At 56.4% G+C, this 19,684-nt stretch carries 15 protein-coding genes; 4 read left to right on the forward strand and 11 right to left on the reverse strand.

The window, feature by feature from the left end:
• Window positions 1-296: 296 nt before the first annotated feature.
• The 11 genes from NB063_RS00005 to NB063_RS00055 form a co-directional block, all read right to left on the reverse strand.
• A complete protein-coding gene (locus NB063_RS00005) occupies window positions 297-731 on the reverse strand; it encodes an ATP-binding protein (protein ID WP_250926671.1) in 435 nt (144 codons plus the stop codon).
• Between the two features lie 273 nt (window positions 732-1,004).
• A complete protein-coding gene (locus NB063_RS00010; RefSeq protein ID WP_250926672.1) occupies window positions 1,005-2,366 on the reverse strand; it encodes a hypothetical protein in 1,362 nt (453 codons plus the stop codon).
• Complete coding sequence (locus NB063_RS00015; protein ID WP_250926673.1) at window positions 2,363-4,963, reverse strand: serine/threonine-protein kinase; 2,601 nt, start codon at window positions 4,961-4,963, stop codon at window positions 2,363-2,365. Before NB063_RS00015 ends, NB063_RS00010 begins: the two co-directional genes overlap by 4 nt.
• Window positions 4,964-4,971: 8 nt before the next feature.
• Window positions 4,972-5,634 carry a sigma-70 family RNA polymerase sigma factor gene (locus tag NB063_RS00020; protein WP_250926674.1) on the reverse strand — a complete coding sequence of 221 codons (663 nt, stop codon included), beginning with the start codon at window positions 5,632-5,634 and terminating at the stop codon, window positions 4,972-4,974.
• Window positions 5,635-5,837: 203 nt separating this feature from the next.
• Window positions 5,838-7,793: a matrixin family metalloprotease gene (locus NB063_RS00025; protein WP_250926675.1), complete on the reverse strand. Its 1,956-nt coding sequence runs from the start codon at window positions 7,791-7,793 to the stop codon at window positions 5,838-5,840.
• Between the two features lie 122 nt (window positions 7,794-7,915).
• Complete coding sequence (locus NB063_RS00030; RefSeq protein ID WP_250926676.1) at window positions 7,916-8,500, reverse strand: RNA polymerase sigma factor; 585 nt, start codon at window positions 8,498-8,500, stop codon at window positions 7,916-7,918.
• Between the two features lie 30 nt (window positions 8,501-8,530).
• The gene (locus NB063_RS00035) at window positions 8,531-10,234 is read right to left on the reverse strand and encodes a prenyltransferase/squalene oxidase repeat-containing protein (protein WP_250926677.1); all 1,704 of its coding nucleotides are present in this window, start codon (window positions 10,232-10,234) and stop codon (window positions 8,531-8,533) included.
• A gap of 128 nt (window positions 10,235-10,362) precedes the next feature.
• On the reverse strand, window positions 10,363-10,788 hold the full coding sequence (locus tag NB063_RS00040) for a hypothetical protein (RefSeq protein WP_250926678.1): 426 nt from the start codon (window positions 10,786-10,788) through the stop codon (window positions 10,363-10,365).
• 126 nt (window positions 10,789-10,914) lie between these two features.
• Entirely contained in the window at window positions 10,915-13,155 is a 2,241-nt protein-coding gene (locus NB063_RS00045) for a peroxidase family protein (protein ID WP_250926679.1), read from the reverse strand.
• Between the two features lie 212 nt (window positions 13,156-13,367).
• Entirely contained in the window at window positions 13,368-13,991 is a 624-nt protein-coding gene (locus NB063_RS00050; protein WP_250926680.1) for an EF-hand domain-containing protein, read from the reverse strand.
• A gap of 547 nt (window positions 13,992-14,538) precedes the next feature.
• Window positions 14,539-14,676 (reverse strand): hypothetical protein, encoded by a 138-nt coding sequence (locus NB063_RS00055; protein ID WP_250926681.1) that lies wholly within the window; start codon window positions 14,674-14,676, stop codon window positions 14,539-14,541.
• A gap of 51 nt (window positions 14,677-14,727) precedes the next feature.
• Between NB063_RS00055 and NB063_RS00060 the strand changes: the two genes are divergently transcribed.
• The 4 genes from NB063_RS00060 to tnpA all read left to right on the forward strand — a co-directional run bounded on the left by NB063_RS00060 (window position 14,728) and on the right by tnpA (window position 19,434).
• The gene (locus tag NB063_RS00060) at window positions 14,728-15,648 is read left to right on the forward strand and encodes a DUF1559 family PulG-like putative transporter (protein WP_407652514.1); all 921 of its coding nucleotides are present in this window, start codon (window positions 14,728-14,730) and stop codon (window positions 15,646-15,648) included.
• Window positions 15,645-16,079 (forward strand): carboxypeptidase-like regulatory domain-containing protein, encoded by a 435-nt coding sequence (locus NB063_RS00065; protein WP_250926683.1) that lies wholly within the window; start codon window positions 15,645-15,647, stop codon window positions 16,077-16,079. The genes NB063_RS00060 and NB063_RS00065 overlap by 4 nt, the downstream gene beginning before the upstream one ends.
• A gap of 98 nt (window positions 16,080-16,177) precedes the next feature.
• Window positions 16,178-17,857, forward strand: coding sequence for a Kelch repeat-containing protein (locus NB063_RS00070; RefSeq protein ID WP_250926684.1), 1,680 nt, complete (start codon window positions 16,178-16,180; stop codon window positions 17,855-17,857).
• 1,124 nt (window positions 17,858-18,981) lie between these two features.
• Window positions 18,982-19,434: an IS200/IS605 family transposase gene (gene tnpA / locus NB063_RS00075; protein WP_250926685.1), complete on the forward strand. Its 453-nt coding sequence runs from the start codon at window positions 18,982-18,984 to the stop codon at window positions 19,432-19,434.
• Window positions 19,435-19,684: the final 250 nt, after the last annotated feature.

Below are 19,684 nucleotides of genomic sequence, written 5' to 3' on the forward strand. Positions count from 1 at the left end.
GGGTCCTAAGCATGGCGAAATACTGGGCTTTGCCCAACAAAATTTGAGTGGTGCTTGTACCGGGGGGCTCGCGTCCTGCCGCAAAAACTCATAGCGGAACGGCGCGAGCCGTCCGGTAACGCGGGACCGGACGGCTTGCGCCGTTCCGCTAAAAAGAGCACTATAACAATCAATGTCCCGAGAGACTCATCTACGTGAATTTCGCCTTCTTCGGTATGGCAAGCGTTGGAACTTCGCGACTATCGACATGTGCAATCGCAGGAATTGTTCGCGATACGCAATAACAATGCTTGTGCCTATTCCGCGAACTGCTTGAAGAAGTCTGGCGAGGGGCCGATGTAACATTTGCAGTTCTTGCAGACGGATACCGCTTCACTCACATCGCATGAACAGAGCGGGCAGGTTCGCACGTTTTGAGTGTTGTCAGGCTCGATTTCTTGCGTGGGAGCGACGAAGTCGCCGAGGATCCGCATCACGCCAGTATCCGATAGAGGGTCGCGTTTTTCGGCCGGCTGCATGTGCGGACGTGAGATCGAACGCTGTGCATTCGACTCGACGGAATCCTTTCTCATAACCGTTGCCGGCTTGGTTTCAGACGCTTTGGCGATGGGTCCACATTCCGATACCGCCACCATTTCTTTGCAAATGGGACAGGGAAGTGTCTTGCCGATTGCACGGAGCGGGGCATGCAATTGGTGACCTTGTGGACAACTAACGGTGAGCGTTTGCATGGGATTCGGTCCGTAAATTCCGTTTGCGAGTTGGGTACGGCGATCTAACACCAACCTGCAACTTGGGTAGCGGACGAATCACGCTTTTTTTGGAGGGAAAGAATCGCACTTCGAAAAAGCAAGCGATTCGCGGTGCGAAACGGGTGCGACAATGTCTCGCAGTTAAGCGAGGAGGATCCATTCGCGATATCGTGCGTCCATTCCACACTAACGCCCCCCCCCCAAACGACGGTCTGACAAGAACACACGCGGTACCGTTCCGTTGCCGGCACATTACTCCGGGGGAGAAGACTCGTACTCAGCTCGTTTGCGGCGGGCGGCGAGGCTGATGCCGGTGGCGAGCAACGCTACTCCCGAATACGTCAGCTTGGACAATTTGCGAGGCACATACGTGGAATCGAGAACGATCGATTGTCTTGGCTGTTCGGCGGCAATCGCATTTAAGATCGCTCCTCTGACGTCATCGGATGTGATGTCGGCGACGGTCATTGTTGACGCGATTAAATCAACGCTGCGATGGAGCCCGATTTGTGCGTTCAAAACCACGTCCACAATCGACTCACTTAAATCGACCGGCGATTGCAAACGACCGGTCGCTTCAATCTCCATGAGTCCGGTTTGATTACCGAACCAGGACGCGATCACCGCATCAGTCGGCCTGCTCGTTGGGTCGTCGTTTGTTGTCGCTGAACCAATCTCTGCTCCTGAGGCCTCCCGCACCACCTCGCGTAGACGGTCAATCGAACTCGGAGCGACCGCCCATTCTTGCTTTGGTCCACTTCCGTCAACTGGTTGCTGCTCGCGATGACGCAGTGGCAAGGACTCAATCAAGCCGCCGATTTCGTCGTCCGCGATCTCCGATTCAGATGTTGTTTCGTGCCCCGCATCCACAGGCATTCGATCAACACTTCCGAACGGCGACAATCTTTCTTGATCCGTCTTAGATTGCGTTTGGCTACCTTCTTCCAATTCGCCGCCATCCGTAATGTTTGTCGCAACAACGTTTGGCGAAACGGTATCTGCGGAAGTTTCTCGAGCGTTCTCGCTGGGTACTGACGCGACGTCTTTGCCGGATGCCATCTCGCCATCCATGGGCATCATCATACTAACCAAAGTCGATGCGTCATTATTCGAATCGGACCGATCCGAACTACCGCTTGATTGCGATCCCATCATTTGGTCCGTAGCCGACATGTCGGTCTCCAATACCCAAATCACCCACTCACCACGTTCGGTACTGGGCGTTGACTGTCCTCGTGTTCGCTCAATCGATTCGCTGGGCGTTGAAGGGGACACGTCAAATCGCGAAGCAATGTCGGGCGACGATGGTGAGTTTTGAACTAACTGGTCATTGTCGCGTCGACTTCCATGACCACGCCCGTCACGGTCTCTTCTATCCGGAATATCGCGCTCGCGGCGAGTGACGTGATCGGTCGATCGCTCAACACCGACCGAGCGTATTTCGGCCGCACCAGGGTTCTCGTCAGCACGATGGTTGCGATGAACATGATCGGAGGTGTGGTGATTGCCGAAGTGCGTGAAAACGCCGGCCGCCATCAGGCATCTGGACTCAAGTTGTTCAACCAACAACCTTCGTGGGCATTCGTGAAGGCACATGTTTCCGTTGTGAATCATGATTTCCTCGCTTCATCAACCGGTGTGATATCGTCGTCGGTTGCCGGCAACACTGGTTGGATGGGCGAATTCGGCGATGCGAGGTTTTCGTGGTGTTTGCGGAGGTATTGCTGGTAACGCTTCACTTCCGGAGCCAACTCAACGGCTCGTGTTTGTGCCTCAATCGCACCTGCGAAAGACTTCTCCGCTTCGTCGCTTTGGCCAAGCTGTTGTTGCAAAAACCCGAGGTTGTTGAGCACACCACCCAACATCGATTGGGTTTCGGCGTCGGCTGGGAACGAGCTACCTAATCGCCGTCCGTGCGTGAGTGCCATTTGAAACGTTTGAGTCGCCTTCCTCAGACCGCCTGCCTTGGAATAAGCCAATCCGAGATGATTGAAACCGACAACGAGGTCGCGACGATAGGTGGGTTGGTCGGGCCAACGATCGAGTAATTGCTCACCGATTTCTACGGCCCTCAACAACGTCTCAATCGACGATGCGGTTTGACCGGCCGCCGCCTGTGACGCCCCTAGCGTGTTAAGCGTTACGATCACACGCGTGGCCAATTTAGCGTTTCGCGGATCTGCTTCCAATGTGTCGGTTTGATAATCCAGTGCTTGCTTGGCGTATTGCGTTGCCCGAACCGGTGAGGACTTTGCGAGCAAGCCGCTGAGGTTCGCCAGCACGGTTGCGAGTTGCAACTTGGAATCACCATCTGCGAGCGTCGATCGATCGTCCTGCAACAGTGTGATCGCTTCCAAGTAAGACTGTTCAGCTTCTTCAGTCGCGAGTACGTCTGCTAGCAGCAACCCGAGATTATTAAGTGACGTCGCGAGCGATTGCACCACCGTGTCGCGATGATTGACGATCGGAAGATGCGGCGAATTCGTTGGCGTTTCTTGGGTCGTGTCCAACAGCGACCGTTGCGTGTGAATTGCCCGCGCGAAATACGTGGCGGCTTCCTCCAGTTGCCCGGCGGCGGTCAGCGTTTGAGCCAGATTATTCTGGCTGGTGGACCAATTCAGACGCAACTGATCATTGCGATCGGCAAGATTTCTGTACACCGCCTCACACCGGCGAAGTGAGGCGATGGCTTCATCCAATTCACCGAGTTCACCTTTCAGTTCGCCGATCTTTCCCAACGTGATAGCGAGATCTTCTTGGAACGCTGGATCCTCACTGGCTCCGGCAACGAATGTTTGATAGTAAGCCAGCGTTTCGGTTAGCAGCGTGCGGCGAATGGGATCCGCCGACGGGATATCGGCGAGCAATTCAGCCATCTGCGATCCCAACCGATCGACGGCTTTCCGCGCGAGCTGTTCGTTGCGTGACGCACGGTCTGCGTTTTGATCGGACACTTGTTTTTCAGCGGCTATCATCGCGGTGCTGGCCGCAAACCCAACCAGGCCCAACATGCCGATCAAGACCGTTGTCAAAACCGCCAAACGATGCTTCGCTGCCAGCCGAACGATTCGATCAGACATCGTCGGCGGGCGAGCGATCGTCGGCTCGCCGTCGAGAACGCGTTGCAGATCATCGGCGAACGCCTCGGCAGTTTCATAGCGACCGTCACGATTTTTCGACATGGCTTTGGCGACAACCGTTTCGAGATCACGCGGCAGATCGGCGCGTACTTGGGAAAGCGACACCACCTCTTGCTCGACGATCATTTTCATAATGGCGGGGGCGTCTTCGCCGTCATGCGCGGCCTGCAATGTCAACAACTCAAAGAGTGTCACGGCGAGCGAATAAACATCCGTGCGGCCGTCGACGAGTGCGTGCTGCCCGCGGGTCTGTTCGGGGCTCATGTAACGCATCGTTCCGACGAGGTCGCCAGACTTGGTTATCGAGTCATCCGTCTGACACCGTGCCAACCCGAAGTCGGTGATCCAAATCTTGCTTTCTCGATCGAGCATCAAATTCGATGGTTTCACATCACGGTGGACCACACCGGTCTCGTGGGCCGCATGCAGCGCCCGTGCGATGTCGATCGTCCATCCGAGAACCGACCGCCAATCGGTCCGACAGTTGTCGCGTGCATGCATGGCCACCCATTCATCCATCGACACACCGCTGATAAACTGCATTGCGTAATAGTGCACGCCCCGGTCGCTACCAACGCTGTACACCGGAACGATATTGGGATGCTGCAACAACCCGGCGGCATGGGCCTCATTCTTGAAACGTTCAATTTGACGCGAATCAAGCAGCGACGCGATCGGCAATAACTTGATCGCTACCTTGCGTGAGAGTGACTCTTGGATCGCTTCATAGACGATCCCCATTCCTCCGCGGCCGATTTCACGTTGGATCGTGAAATCCCCGAGCTTCGTTTTGCCGGTTTTGATCTGCTGGAGCGTCTCCTCTTCACCTTGATCGCGGAAACCAACCGCGACGCCGTACAAGGCGTTGAGTTTTTCCAAATAGCTGGCAAATGCCTCAGCGATATCGGGGTTTTTACTTGCGAGTTGATCGGGGTCGAGAGGTTCGCCGTTCTCGAGGCTGACCAAGTATTCATCGAGTTGCTGAGTCAACCGGCTCTGTTGGTCTTTGGTCAGTCCCGCAAGTAACGACGGTGCGGAATCGAGGCTGGCGTCCACGATCGATTGGTTCAACGCTACCACTATTTCATATCCTCGGAGGTTTTGAATGCGGCGAGTGCCCGTAACCACAGCATCCGTACCGCCCCTGAATTGCGATCCATCCGTTTGGCAATTTCGTCAAAAGAAAGCCCCTGGAGAACTCGCATCGTGATCACGTCGCGGTAGTCCGGCTTGAGTTTTCCAAGCATATTCGCCAGCTCGACGCCGCGTTCGTGAGCACGCATTGGAGCACTCGGCGATGGGCCCTTTGCGGGAATCATTTCGGCGAGGTTTACAGCTGACTCATGGAGCCGATTGCTAAGCGTCTCCAACGCAACTTCGCGACGGACATCACGTTTCTCGACTTGGACGTGTTTTCGGAAACTCTGGTGCAGCGTGTGGATCAGAATTGTTCGTAGCCAACACAACAACTCGGCTTGGGTCTCACCACGGAAATCGTCAAAGTCCTGGTGAGCAGCGAGCATCGCTTCTTGAACGATGTCGGACGGGTTGAGTCGCCGTCGAAGTCGTCGGTCGAGCTGGGTGGTCGCCAGAATCGTCAGATAGTTGCCGTACCACTGCAGCAGCCGCCCGAGTGCGTCGCGGTCTCCGGCACGGGCGGCCGAGAGCAATTGATGGAATTCGACGCCCTCGGTTTGGCCATGCAAGAATTGGCCGAATTGAATGGAGTCGGCGGCTACCATAGGAGCTCCTGAGTATCGACGATGACACACGACGCTACGAGCGGGCCGTAACAATCGCACGAAAAATGGATCGACGAACGTGATTGTCCCGGTCATGGTGAACCATTCTGGGACTCAAAGAATAGAAAAAGACAAGAGTTTGGATGGCGTCATGAGCGAGAATCACTTCACCGCCGTCGACGCCTGAAATGGAATGCTGATCGTTAGCGGCCTCGACCCAAACGTGACGAGCGTGATTGGCGATTTGCCGTGAGCTGTCCAACCGAAGGGGCTCGGCCAATCGCGGCGAAGATTTCGTCGGAGGCGTGATGATGGCGATGTCGCAATCCGCCTTGGGAGCCTTCTCGTTCGGCGGCCTGCTCGGCGAAAAATGTGTCGAGTTCGTCCAACGAGACACCGGCCACGGAATCGATGTCGGCTTCAGCGATTTTGCTCCAGAACCGCTCGCTGACTTCGTCTTCGCTCCAAACACCGTCATCGTTGGTGTCCCGCTCGTCGAACGCCGCTTGACGGGCAGTCTCGATCGCGGTTTCAAGTTCAGCGAGAGTGATCAGTCCATCCGAGTCGGCATCGCCCCCCAGTTCCGAGAGTTTTTCCCACAACCGGCTGGACACTTCGTCTTCCGACAACGAAGCATCGCCGTCGGCGTCGAAACGCGTCACAAGAGATTCCGCATCGCCTCGGAAGACGCCGACATTAAAAACACCAAAGCGAGATTGGTGTCCCTCATTGCAATGCTCGTCATCCGAAACATCTTCATCGGTTACTTCTTCGTCCGACTCATCGGTTTCGTCTTCGGTGTCTTCTGAATCGTCGATCATCCCGCCGTCGTCGATCATTTCATCCAATGAGTCATCGGCCGATTCATCAGTCGAGTCTGTTTCATCGAGATCGTCGACTTCGTCAACGGGGTCCACGACATCGTCGATAGGGTCGTCAACCGTTTCGGAACTGTCGTCGGATTCGTTCACTGGTGTTTCTTGATCCGACGTTTCATCGGCAAGAGTTTCATCCGCTGGCGTTTCGAGCCCGTTGTCGATACTGTCTTCGAGCGTTTCGTCGTCGATGTCGAGCGTATCATCGAACACGTCTGGCACTTCGACGCTTGCGGAAACCGCACCGACGGACTCCGTGCCACTGTTCAATGCATTAATCACGGTGAGTGCGTCGAGGGCCGTGATCGAACCGTCACCATTGGTGTCACACAAGCCAGCGATATCTTCCCCGTCGGTAGTCGACACACCGAGGTTGAGCTGGTTGATGATCATCAACGCATCCACGGCGGTGGTCGCGTTATCACCGTTGACGTCGGTCGGGTTGATGTAGTTGTACTCAGGCGTCGCGGCATCGAGACGACCACCCCACCGATTCCAATTCCCACCGCGGCGCCACCGCCAACGCGGGAACGGGTCGTCTTCGTCGTCGGGAACACTGTTGTCGTCACCATCGTCCGAAGGTGTTTCATCGGAGGGTGTTTCGCTGGTTGGCGTTTCGTCGGTTGGGGTCTCTTCGGTGGGTGTATCGTCGACGGGTGTTTCATCGACGGGCGTTTCAGGCACACTCGTGTTGTCATCAACCGTTCCGATATCGGCAGCGGCATAGACTTCTTGCGCCGCTGCGACATCGACCGCTGACAAACTGGTAAAGAACTGGCTCGGTGACACAAACGGCGCCAACACGCTGCTTAACGAATCACTGTGGTCGAGCCCTAGCGAGTGGCCGATTTCGTGCACCGCGACGTAAATCAGATCGAACGCACTGTTGCCGAGCGAATTACCGACTTCCCATGCGTCGGAAATATCAAATTCGATGTCCCCCGCAATCCGCGCGGGGTTCACGTCATCGGGGAAATACGCCTGAGCGAGCGTGCCACCGATGCCGTCAATCGTCGTAAAGGAGATATCGATCGAATCCCGCAGTCCACTTTGGGTGGTCGGCGTGAACGTGATATCGGCGGCATCGGACCAAGCCGCCAACGCCGTCTCGATCGCCGCGTTGGTTTCTTCCTGCGTGAGTGAATCAGGGGAATTAGCGATGTAATACGTTAACTCAGCACTTCCTAACCCGGGACCGTCCCAGCCGAGACTCGCGGCGAGAACGCGACGTTCCTCCAGCGGTTGGACCATGAGACGGCGTTTGGCTGGCTGGTGACGTTTCATCGATAAAAACTCCGAGAAATAAGGACAAGCGAGAATTTCCGCTATCCGTAGGGGCGTTTTTGAGACCACTTTGTCACGCCAATTCAGCGATTTTTTTCTTACCGCTGGCTTCATCGCCTGTTTCACGGGGTAATCGACGTTAGATAAAAACGGAGTTGGGACCGCGCCCGATGAAGTCGACTGCGAACGGTGCCAACCTTGATTCGCAGCGTTTGCGAGATCTCGCGGTAGTCTTGCTGTTCGTAGTCACGCAAAATCAAGATCCGTCGATGGGCTTCTTCGAGCTTTTGCAGCGCGTGACGAACCCGCTGGCGATCTTCGCTCAACTCAGCCATCGCCTCTGGTTGCAGCGAGGCGGGAAGGCAGAGCTCTGCCAGTTGAGGGTCCATCCATTCCGATCTCGCCAAATGCTTCGCGGCACCGTAGTACGCGCGGCGTGAATTCATCGCGATCCGGTAAAGCCAAAAGAAAAAATTGCCATCGGCACGCAGTTGATGCAAATTCTGGTACGCCTTGATCCAGGCGTCTTGAACGATGTCGTCTGCAGTCATGCGACACGCGACATGGCGCAGGATCGCATTGAGCAGCTTGGCGTGGTAACGGGAGACGAGTTGTTCAAACGCCGATTCCATGCCACGTCGGGCGTCGCGAACAAGCTGAATGTCTGACGCGGGCGTCAGCGCGAGTGTCGTGATGCTGCTTCTCATGATGTGAGTTTCGCCAATATTGGCTGTGTCTTATGCCTCATCGAGTTCCTCAGCCTCCGCGACTTCCAGCGGCGAGTAGATCGGCATGTGCCGGTAGTAGACTTCGAGGCAGTACAACGAGAGACACGTTGTGTAGAGACGACCGGCGTAAATGCCCCATGCATCGCCCTCCGGCGACCAGCTGCCGCGTTCGGCTCCTCGACGCGTCTGTGCCGTGGGCAGATCCACCTTCATCTTGTCGTTCCACTGGGTCCACAGCGGTCCGCCATAATGATGCAACGCTTGCGTCGCGTAGTACCAGTAATACACATCCCTTTCACGCGGGTTCATCGGATGATTTTGCACCAGCGAGATCAGCCCGCTTCGCATGCCAGGCATGTTGCGATGCCAACCGAGGTACTGACGGCACAACAACCCTTCGGCCGTCATCGAAGGTGACGCCGCATGACCGACTTGATACGAATACCCCACGGCGTAGTAATCGTTCGCACGATCGGCCTGAACCGAATTGAGGTACTCATCAAAACGCAGGAACACATATCGGTCCACCTCAAGCCCGGCCGCTTCGCCGCTCTTCAACCCCACCAAGAACCAACCCGAAACAGACGTATCGGAATCAAACCGCGGGCGATAACGCCAACCGCCTTGCGGCGATTGCGCGGCACATGCGAAGTTGCACGAGGCTTGTGCGTAAGGGCGGATCCACGAGTCACCCGTCATCGCGTACAACTCACACAACGCGATCATCGCTTGTGCTTGCGAGTACATCTTTTCATGATCACCAGCCCGTGCGGCCATGAATCCATCACGGTCTTGCTGTTTGACGAGCCATCGAACCGCCCGCCACAGCACCTTCTGATATTGCCCGCCACGATGTGTGCTGCCGGCTCCCATAAATGCCAACATCGCCATCGCGGTGGCCGACACCTGGTTCTCCGAACGCGAGCCATGAGCGTACGGGCCCACGAGGCTCCAACTGCCGTCTTTCAACTGATTGCGACGCAGCCAATCCAAACCAAGTGCTACGGCGTCTTCGGTCTCCACCGTTCCACCGAATGCTTTGAGCAACTCTTGCTTCCTGGATCCAGTTCGACCTGCGAACATGTTCAGTGATTCGCCCGCGAGATCGGTGGACGGAAGATTCACCGATGCCTCTTCCGTCACAACCTTCGGTGATATCGATGCGAAACTGACGGGCGTTTCGATCTGAATCGGTTCAATCTCCAGTTCCGTTTCGCTCGGACTTTCTTCGGACGGGGTATCGGGGACCTCCACCGGATCGAGCGAAAACTCGGCCAACTCGGTTGTGATCTCATTTTCACCTTGCTCAACCGTCAAAACGATTCGGCCGACGACTGCGGGCGACGTGGTGATCAATGCCAGCACGAGCAGCACGATCACGTGGAAAACCAGACTGACCAACCACTCAGGTGCTTCGGACACTTTTTTTTGCATTCGCGCAATCACTCGCCACGCGATCACCGAAATCTTTTCTTTTGGCTGCTCCTCAGCGTGTGCGACCGAAACGTCGCCTCGCACGAGTTGCGATCTGTCCGCTTTCGGACGATTCACAACACCCCGTGCTGTCGCGATCGGTGGCGGCAATACCGCGTTCTCACCAACAGGCTCACCGACAGTCGCCATCTTGCGACGACCTTTGACAACTCGCGGCGGGAGCACCCGAACTGGCGTGGGCGGCGGTGTCACTGCGTCAAGTTGAGAGACGTCTTGCATCGTGATCACTGGGTTAAAAACAATGCCGCATGCGTCCGCCCCTCGGTTGCATCGAAGCGTGAGTCATCCCGCGCGGCGGGGAGATCTCATCGTCGAAGGGCGAACGGAAACAAGAGGAACGCTGGCGATCAATCGGTGCTCGTTGACGTCAACATGATCTCGTCCGACGAATACGTTTGTTCTCGCAATCGTGTGGCGATACGATCGGCTTTTGCCGCACGTTTGGCCTCCGCACGCGCGAGTCTCGTTTCCTGGAGTTCCGCGTTGCGTTGTTGTCTCAGAAGCCGTTGCTGTTGAGCGGTTTGATATGCCATCGCGTACGCTTGACTTTGAGCGAGCAACTGACGCTGCTGATACTGCATCGCAAGATTCGCAGGCGAAGAGGTCAGCGTGTTCGATGAATACGCGTACGCTGAATTCAACGTCGCGGGACTCCCCGAGGGCATCCGTCCGCCACCACCTCCGCTGCACTGCGCCGAGGCGACATTGCCGCTCAATCCGACCGCAGACACGACAACCGCAGCCACCACGCGGAATCCCCATTTACAAAACATCTTGAACCTCCGTACCTACCAAAGAAGAGAGAACAGACGAATCGGCAAGTCGAGATGCCGATTCGTCGTACCTATTAAAAGGACGATAACTGTGAACGAATGTCACACCCGCCCTTCGAAGTAAAATCAAAGTCTCAGTTCGAAATCCAGCCCCTCGATCTGCGTCTCCCCATTGGAAACCAGAAAGTCCAACGTATCGCCGTTGTATGGGACGTGGATTTGATAGTCCCCCGTCTCCGGAAAATCATCGAAGCTGTAATTGCCACTACTATCTGTCACCGTCGTGTCGACCACCTCGCCGTCGCCGTTGAGCAACTCGACCGTCACACCCTCGACCCCGCGACTTTGCCCACCGCGAGAATCGTTGCGTTTATCAGAGCCTCGCGAACGGGATGAATTCGCCACCGTTGTGGTCACCTGTCCGCTGACTTCGATATTTAGGAAGAAAACGTTTTCCTGCAAACCTTCAACTTCGGTGTTTCGTTCGATCACATCAGCGAGCGTCGTGCTATTGATAAACTTCAGGTCCGCACCGGAGAAAACGTTTTCGTAGTAGAAGCGGTCGCCATCTCGAGTGCGTTCGAATTGGTCTGCAATGATCGTTCCGGTCAACTCACCGACCGACGCTCCATCGACATGGTCTTCTGCCATTAGGCCGACCCACAAATCAATGTTGTTGACGTCGCCGTACAGGCCCGCCAGTTTTTCCTGCAGCGAAACATTGCTGGTGATGTCAGCGAACGACTCCACGGGGTCGAGTCCATAGGCGACGCGAGTGGAGTTGTAATCGCTCAAGCCATGATCGCGCCCACGCTGGATATTGAGAGCCACCAGATCAAAACCACCCGATCCCGGTTCACCGAACAAGAAATTGCGAAGACCATCAACGACCTCCAAATCAATTTCTTGAGAAAGCGACGAGGCGTCATACTTCAGGATCGAATCGATGCCGGTTTCTTCAAGCAACGCGCCATTGAAGAACGCGTCCCTCAATTCGATTTCGTCGCGAACCTCTCGTCCATCGTTCCCAAAGAATTCGATGTCATCGTTCAACGTGCTATGGCCGAATCGGTAGGCAGCCGTTGAGAATTCATTCGCGATGCTCGGATTGACGGATGAGTCGTAGCCTTCATAGCTATCGATGGCCCCTTCACCCAATAATGCCGGCAGAAACTCGTTGTACGTGATCGCTTGAATTTCGGCGATCACCACCGCTCGGGCGCGCTGATAGATTTCTTCGTCCGTCGCATCTGGATCGGACGCGGCGATTTCATCGGCTAACCGATTATGCTCGCGAACAAACAGCGTTTGCATCGCAGCGAGAGCGATGTTTTCGCTGGCGCGAATGTCACCCGCGATCACTTGCCCGAGCTCGTCGAGCGGCAATAAATCATCTTCGGTCACGACCATCCGTCCGCCGCTGAACGTTCTCAGCGAATCGGCTGTCTCTTGATCGCTACCATACACCTGCGATCCGTCGAGGTATGATGTGATCAACGTGATCTGCTGGGCGGGATTGTCTTCGGACGTTCCGGTTCCCTCGGCGACGGTGGAACGCGTCAACGAGATCACCTCTTCACCGGTACCGTTGGGATCGAACAACGCATCATCTGCGGGAACCTCAATGTCAAACGACTCGTTGCCATCGGCTTGCTCGTTCAGACTCAGGTCGTGGTCAATGAATTGCCCCCACACGTAAATGAACGCCGTCAAACCTTCGTCGCTCTTGACCTCTTCCCCCACGACATCGGAAAGCGCGTTGCTGATCTCGCGGGCACTCGGCCGATCTTCGCCCGCCGGTGTCGAGATCCCGTCGCCGTAGTCAGCATCGGCAACTCTTAATAATGGCTGGCCGGCGCTACCAAGCAACGGATCGTCGAGGTTGTTTCCGGTCCCATCGATCGATCGGACTTCATCCTGCAATTCTGGAATCGATGTTTCGTTGTTGGTGTCATTATTGTTGTTACGGTCATTGTCACGTGGTGAGTCATTCCTTCCAAACGAATCACGTCCACGATTAAGCCGATTGATCACCCGCAAGGCATCGAGGGCACTTCGTTGGCCATCATTGTTAACATCCGTGAACATACTCGAGTCGAAGCTATCTCGTCGGTTGATCGCGTTGATGATCGTGAGCGCATCCACTGCCGATACTTCACCATCGTTATTAACGTCTTCGGCATCGAACGCGTTATGTCGAAACCCGTCGAAATCGGCAGCCATCAAACGCCGACCTTCGAGAGGTTCGGCGCGGAGTCGACGGCGACATCGCTTGCTAAAACTGCGGATGCTGCTTTGACGTGACGAAGGAGTTCGATTCGAAAAAGCTGTTCGCAGTACACGTAACGGATCAGAAAATGGTCGCATCGCAGACGCCCTCGCGCAAAGGAAGAGAAGTGTGGGGGAGATGCGACTCCGATAGAGACGGAGCCACTCTTCTTAAGGGACGTTTTCGGTTGCAAACGTCACGCATGGATGCGCAGATTCCCCTCACCCACCGACAACGCAACTCGCTGCGGCCGTCATCTGGACTCCACTGGGGACAGTTGCCGGCCCCCACGTGGTTAATGCCTTCCGTGTTAGCGGTCTGACGAAGGACGACCTTGACGGCGTTCGCCAAAGCCTTGGTCCCCGCCACCTCGCTGGCCGCCAGGCCCTTCTTTGAGTTTTTGCAACTGAGCCGTTGTCAGAATCTTTGCCAATTCTGCGTCAACTTGGGCCTGCAGCGTTGCAATTGCGGCGCGTTGCTCGCTGGTGAGACTGAGCTCATCGGCAGCGAAGGGCGGAATGATTTGCCCGACGGGAGGAGGTCCACCTTGGGCTCCGCCACGTCCGCCGAATCCCTCACGTTCGCCCCTGCCTCCGGGACCACCCTGTCCGCCCTGTCCGCCATCACGGGCAGCACCACGACCGCGTCCACCGCCGTCCGCGAACTGCGCCGCCATGGCGGCCAACTCAGCCTTCGTGACCACGCCGTTCTGGTCCTTGTCGGCTCGGTCGAGCACCTGTTTCATCCGCGGGTCGGTAACTTCGTCGGCGGAGATCTGCCCATCGCCATTGACGTCCAACGCCATCAAGCGATCAATCGGTGGACCACCTTCCCCGCCACGGCCACCGCCTCGACCACCCGGAGGCTGTGCGTATGCGTAACCGGTCATCGTGAAGACGGCCAAACCACAAAGAAGCATTGAAAAGGTTTTCATCATCTATTCCTGAAAGTCAGTAGGGAGGAGCGGACTCGTGTCATTGCCAATCAAAACCAAATCGATTCGCGATCCAATCGCAAGCGATTTGGATAGAACCGCAACTCGTCAAACCGTTGCGGCGATCAAACACCGTCCATACCGCACCAGTTGCAACGAATAGAAGGAACCGCCGCATGTTTTTTAAAAAGAATCTTCCTTTAGCTCATCTCGCGACCGAGTCGCGGTCAGCCTGATCTCGACACGCCGTATGCACCCGGCACGCCCTATGCATTGGAGATTGGAGCCGTCCCGCCATTTCGCCGACGCACATCGCTGGTTGGAATCCTTTCTCAATCCCCCAGCACGTTCGCGGCCGCTGCGGTCTCACTTGTTCGATCACCATTGGGAAATCACTCGATGCATCCAAGCCGGATTGGAAGAGGCTGGTACCTCGTCCGTTACACGCGGCCCAATTTCTCGCCCCGCCTGATCACGCAGGCCGGGGCACTTGACCCGGCGTTTTGATCGCAATTTTTTTTCGATCACACACTTGCGTTGAATCAACTCAATAGCCAAACTCTTTGAGACTGATTCGCAATAAGTCAGTTTCGTCGACGACGCAGCAAGCAATGGGCTCACTCTCGCCCTCCAGCCAGCCACGCTCGATCCCATCTCGAAGAACGTTCTTCTGAGATTGATCCATCTTCCGTGTGCCTTCCCGTTGGAGCCTTTTATGAAGTGCTTGTATGCATGCATGCCCGCATGCCAATTCTCAGCCTCGTCGCCCATTGTCCGCCGACGATCACGACTATCCGATACCTACCGATCCGCCTTCACGCTGGTCGAACTTCTCGTCGTGATTGCGATCATCGGCGTGCTCGTCGGGCTGTTGTTGCCCGCCGTTCAAACCGCCCGCGAGGCCGCTCGGAGAATGTCGTGCAGCAACAATCTCAAACAAATCGGTTTGGCACTCCACAACTATCACGGCAGCTTCAACAAATTCCCCGAAGGCTCACGTCTGAGCAACTTCATCGGACCACTCGCCGCAGTCCTGCCCTATCTCGAGCAAGACAACACCTACTCGCAGTTTGACTTCAGTAAATCGTATTCGGACCCGTACAACCAAGAGGTCGCCGCACAGGAGATCGCGACGTATCTTTGCCCCTCGATGCCGCTGCCTCGATTGGTTCCCGATACCAGCAACGGCGAAACGGGCGGCCCGTCGAGCTACCTGGCTTGCGAGGGCACGGCGTCGTATATGCCCAAAAACGATGGTCTGTTCGGCTTGAACTGGACCGCCTACGGATTCAACAACCCGGCAACGGGATTTCGTGACATCACCGACGGGGCGAGCAACACGTTAGCGTTTAGTGAAACGACCTATGACATGGCCGACTATTTGTGGACGCCCCCAGCCGCTTCGGCGGGACAGGTTAAGTGGGGAACCGCTCGTTGGGTTGTCGGATACCCGGTCGTGTCTCTCGGTACGACGCAAAAAGAACTGAACATTCACAACGCCGCCAACAACGGCGGATTTCAAAGCATGCACCCCGGCGGCGTCCACATGCTCTACGGCGACGGCAGCGTCCGCTTCGCATCGGAATTTATGGACCGCGAATTGCTCGATGCATTAGCCACGCGCAACGGTCACGAAGTTTTGGAGGAACCACGGTGAACACGCGAATCGACAAAATTTGTTGTTTCACCGCACTGACTGTGTCATCCTTCATGCTGATCGGATGCGACCCAGACCCAACGGTGGAACGATTGCCTGTGACCGGCGAAGTGACGCTCGATGATCGACCGCTCTCCTCGGCAACGATTCGGTTCATTTCCGACCAACGCAGCGGAGATGCCGCGACGGTCATTACTGCAGGAAAGTTTCAATTTGACCAGGAGAACGGACTCGCACCGGGAGCCTATGACGTCGTCGTGACGCCCAATAGCCCGGAACTCAACGAAGCCATCGAGGCCATTCAATCCGGTGATCGTGATCCACTGCAAACTCGCACCGTTCCCGCACGCTACCAGCGGTCAGGAGCATTGCAGGCAACAATCGATCCCGACGCTGACAATCACTATCGATTCGAGTTGTCTAGCCGATAGGGCTCAACACTCGTCTGTACATTGGCAATTTCGACCGAACCTCACAGTCGCCCAAACGCGGGCAACTTCAAATACTCAGTCCCTCACCGAAGATAAACATGAACATCAACAAACATTTACTTGCGATCGCCGCGATGCTTATCGTGTTCGCCGCCAACACCGTCCATGCTCACTTCCCGTGGCTATCCACCGACGACGACGGCAAACTCGTGTTGTGGTTCGGCGAATCGCCCGATGACCGAACCTACGTGATGCCGGAATCGATCCAATCGATCCGACTCACTCGCGATGGATCCGGCGAAGCGATTCCGACCACGCCGGTAAACACAGATACCTTCGTTGGTCTACAATCCGGCGCACCGGTTGATCCGAACGCTGAGATTTCAGGGTCGGTAACCTACGGCCTCTACCATGGAACCAAATTGACTTACCACGTCGAACATCTCGCGGAGCCTGATCCGAAGAGCTGGCCCACGCAGCCGCGTGAGAACGCTGCGTTGCAAACCATCGTTCGCGCCGCTGATGAAGGCGGCGTCAGCATCACGGTTCTTCACGATGGCAAACCGCTGGCTGACACGAAGGTGGCGCTATACTGCGAAGAGGGTCACGAGGAAGCCTCCCGCGACACGGACGAAGAAGGCGTCGTTCGATTCACCGCCAATGAAGTCGAAGACGGACTCAATGCAATCGTTGTTGGCGTGAGCGACAAAGAGGCATCAGGGACTCACGATGGGCAGTCTTACAACAGCACCACCGATTATCTCACCGCGACGTTTCGCATTTCACAACCGAAGGAACCGAAGGTGGCTCCCCATACCGCAGCTTCGATCGTCCCGTCTGGATTACCCGATTTGCCGGAAGAATTGACCAGTTTCGGCGCCGCCATCTCAGGTGACCGGCTTTACGTGTATGGCGGACACACCGGCAGTGCCCATTCGTACTCGATCGCGGAACAATCGAATCGTTTTTGGACCTTGGATCTTTCCGAGGGAAGTAACGGTACTTGGAAGGAACTGCCTTCAGGACCATCGCTTCAAGGACTTGCCCTTGTCTCCCACGGTGACCGAGTGATTCGCATTGGCGGATTCACCGCGATGAACGAGGAAGGCGAAGAGCAAGACCTGCGTTCCCAGACGTCGGTAGCGAGCTTTGATCCGCAAAGCAAAGAATGGACAGAGCTTGCGGATCTTCCTGAACCGCGTTCATCGCTCGACGCGGCAGTATTGGGCGACACCGTCTACGTATTCGGCGGGTGGAGCCTTCAGGGCGAGAGTGACGAAAGCAAATGGCATCAAACCGCATGGTCTCTTGACTTAAGCAACCCCAATGCGACGTGGCAACCGCTCGCCCAACCCCCGTTTCAACGTCGAGCGATCAGCGTCGCGGCACACCACAACAAATTGTTTGTTATCGGCGGAATGGGCCCCGAAGATGGCCCTACCACTCGAGTTGACGTCTACGATCCTAAGTCGGATTCGTGGAGTGAAGCACCCGGGTTGCCAGGCAAAGGCATGTCCGGTTTCGGCACAGCGTCGTTTGCAACCGGAGGAAAACTTTACGTCAGTACCATGGACGGATTCGTGCATCGACTCAGTGACAACGAAAGCGAATGGCAAACGATCGCCCAAAGCGATCCCGCAAGATTTTTCCACCGCATGCTCCCTCGTAGCGAGAATGAACTGCTCATGATCGGCGGAGCCAACATGCAAATCGGCAAGTTCACCAACATCGAGTCGGTAAAGCTGAACGGCAAAGACGAATCTGTCGGAAAGCACTGAGTCGCCAAACCAGCTCAACTTCAGGCCCCAAGTTTTCAAGCCTGAGGGCTGACACAACCCATGCAGGGGCCGACAGGCCCCGGACTGTTGTATCGCCCCTTCAGGGCTTGGCGGTTTGAAGAGGCATCGGTCACCGGGGGTTCACACCCCCGGCAAAGGTTGCACCGGCCCTCCGGGCCTGACTGGTGCGTGAACCGTCCGGTCCCCCAGTTTCCAAGCCCGGAGGGCTGACACACCCTATGCCGGGGCCGACAGGCCCCGGACACGTGCCCCAACCCAACCCCAAGGCCCGGAGGGCCGACACAACTCGGTCATCACAACCCGGCAGGTGAGAGTGTATCGCCCCTTCAGGGCTTGGTGGCTTAAAGAGGCATCAGTTACCGGGGGTTTACACCCCCGGCAAAAGTTGTGCCGGCCCTCCGGGCCTGACTGGTACGTACCGTCCGATCCCCAAGCTTTCAAGCCCGAAGGGCTGACACAACCCATGCCGGGGCCGACAGACCCCGGACGCCTGCCCCAACCCAAACCCAAGGCCCGGAGGGCCGACACAACTAAGCAATCAAGACCCGGCAGGTGAGAGTATGTCGCCCCTTCAGGGCTTGGTGGTTTGAAGAGGCATCGGTTACCGGGGGTTCACACCCCCGGCAAAGGCTATGCCGGCCCTCCGGGCCTGACTGGTGCGAACCGTCCGGTCCCCAAGCTTTCAAGCCCGAAGGGCTGACACAACCTTTGCCGGGGCCGACAGGCCCCGGACACCTGTCCCAACCCAAACCCAAGGCCCGGAGGGCCGACACAACTCAGGCATCAAGACCCGGCAGGTGAGAGTTTGTCGCCCCTTCAGGGCTTGGTGGTTTGAAGAGGCATCGGTTACCGGGGGTTCACACCCCCGGCAAAGGTTGTGCCGGTCCTCCGGGCCTGACTGGTGCGTGAATCATCCAATCGGCCCCCCGCTTTCAAGCCCGAAGGGCTGACACAACCTATGCCGGGGCCGACAGGCCCCGGACGCCTGCCCCAACCCTAACCCAAGGCCCGGAGGGCCGACACAATTCAGTCATCACAACCCGGCAGGTGGTAAAACGTGTAACAGATTTTGGTTCGTTAACTCGTTTCCCCGGGCTAATTCGGTGAGCACCCACCAACAGTTGCTGTATCACATCGTGTTCAGCACCAAGAACCGAGTGCCGTATCTGCGGAAAGATGACTTTCGAGAACGCGTGTTCGCGTACATGGCTGGCACATGCACCGAACTGACCGGCAGTCCTCTTCGAGTCGGAGGGCACTTTGACCACGCTCACTTACTTGTTCGCATACCCGCAAAGATCGCAGTCGCCAACTTTGTTGGCAAAGTGAAAGCGAACACCAGCAAACACATCAACGAGACAAGCGGGTCGCTTCGCAAGTTCGGCTGGCAGGACGGCTACGGAGCCTTCACCGTGAGCACCTCTCAAAAAGATCGCGTCGATCGGTACATCGCCAAACAAATGCAACACCACACCAAAGAACCCTACCAGGTCGAGTACCTCAACCTGCTCACCAAGCATGAGATTGAGTATGACGAGCGATATGTGTGGGATTGAACATGCAGTTGTATCGCCCCTTCAGGGCTTCGTGGTTTGAAGTGGCATCGGTCACCGGGGGTTTACACCCCCGGCAAAGGTTGTGCTGGCCCTCCGGGCCTGACTGGTGCGTGAACCGTCGGATCCCGCCCCAACGCGCCCAAGCCCGGAGGGCCGACACAATTCGGTCATCATGACCCGGCAGGTGAGAGTATGTCGCCCCCTCAGGGCTTGGTGGTTTGAAGAGGCATCGGTCACCGGGGGTTTACAC

This window comes from Aporhodopirellula aestuarii, from assembly GCF_023701485.1.
Taxonomy (GTDB): Bacteria; Planctomycetota; Planctomycetia; order Pirellulales; family Pirellulaceae; genus Rhodopirellula; species Rhodopirellula aestuarii.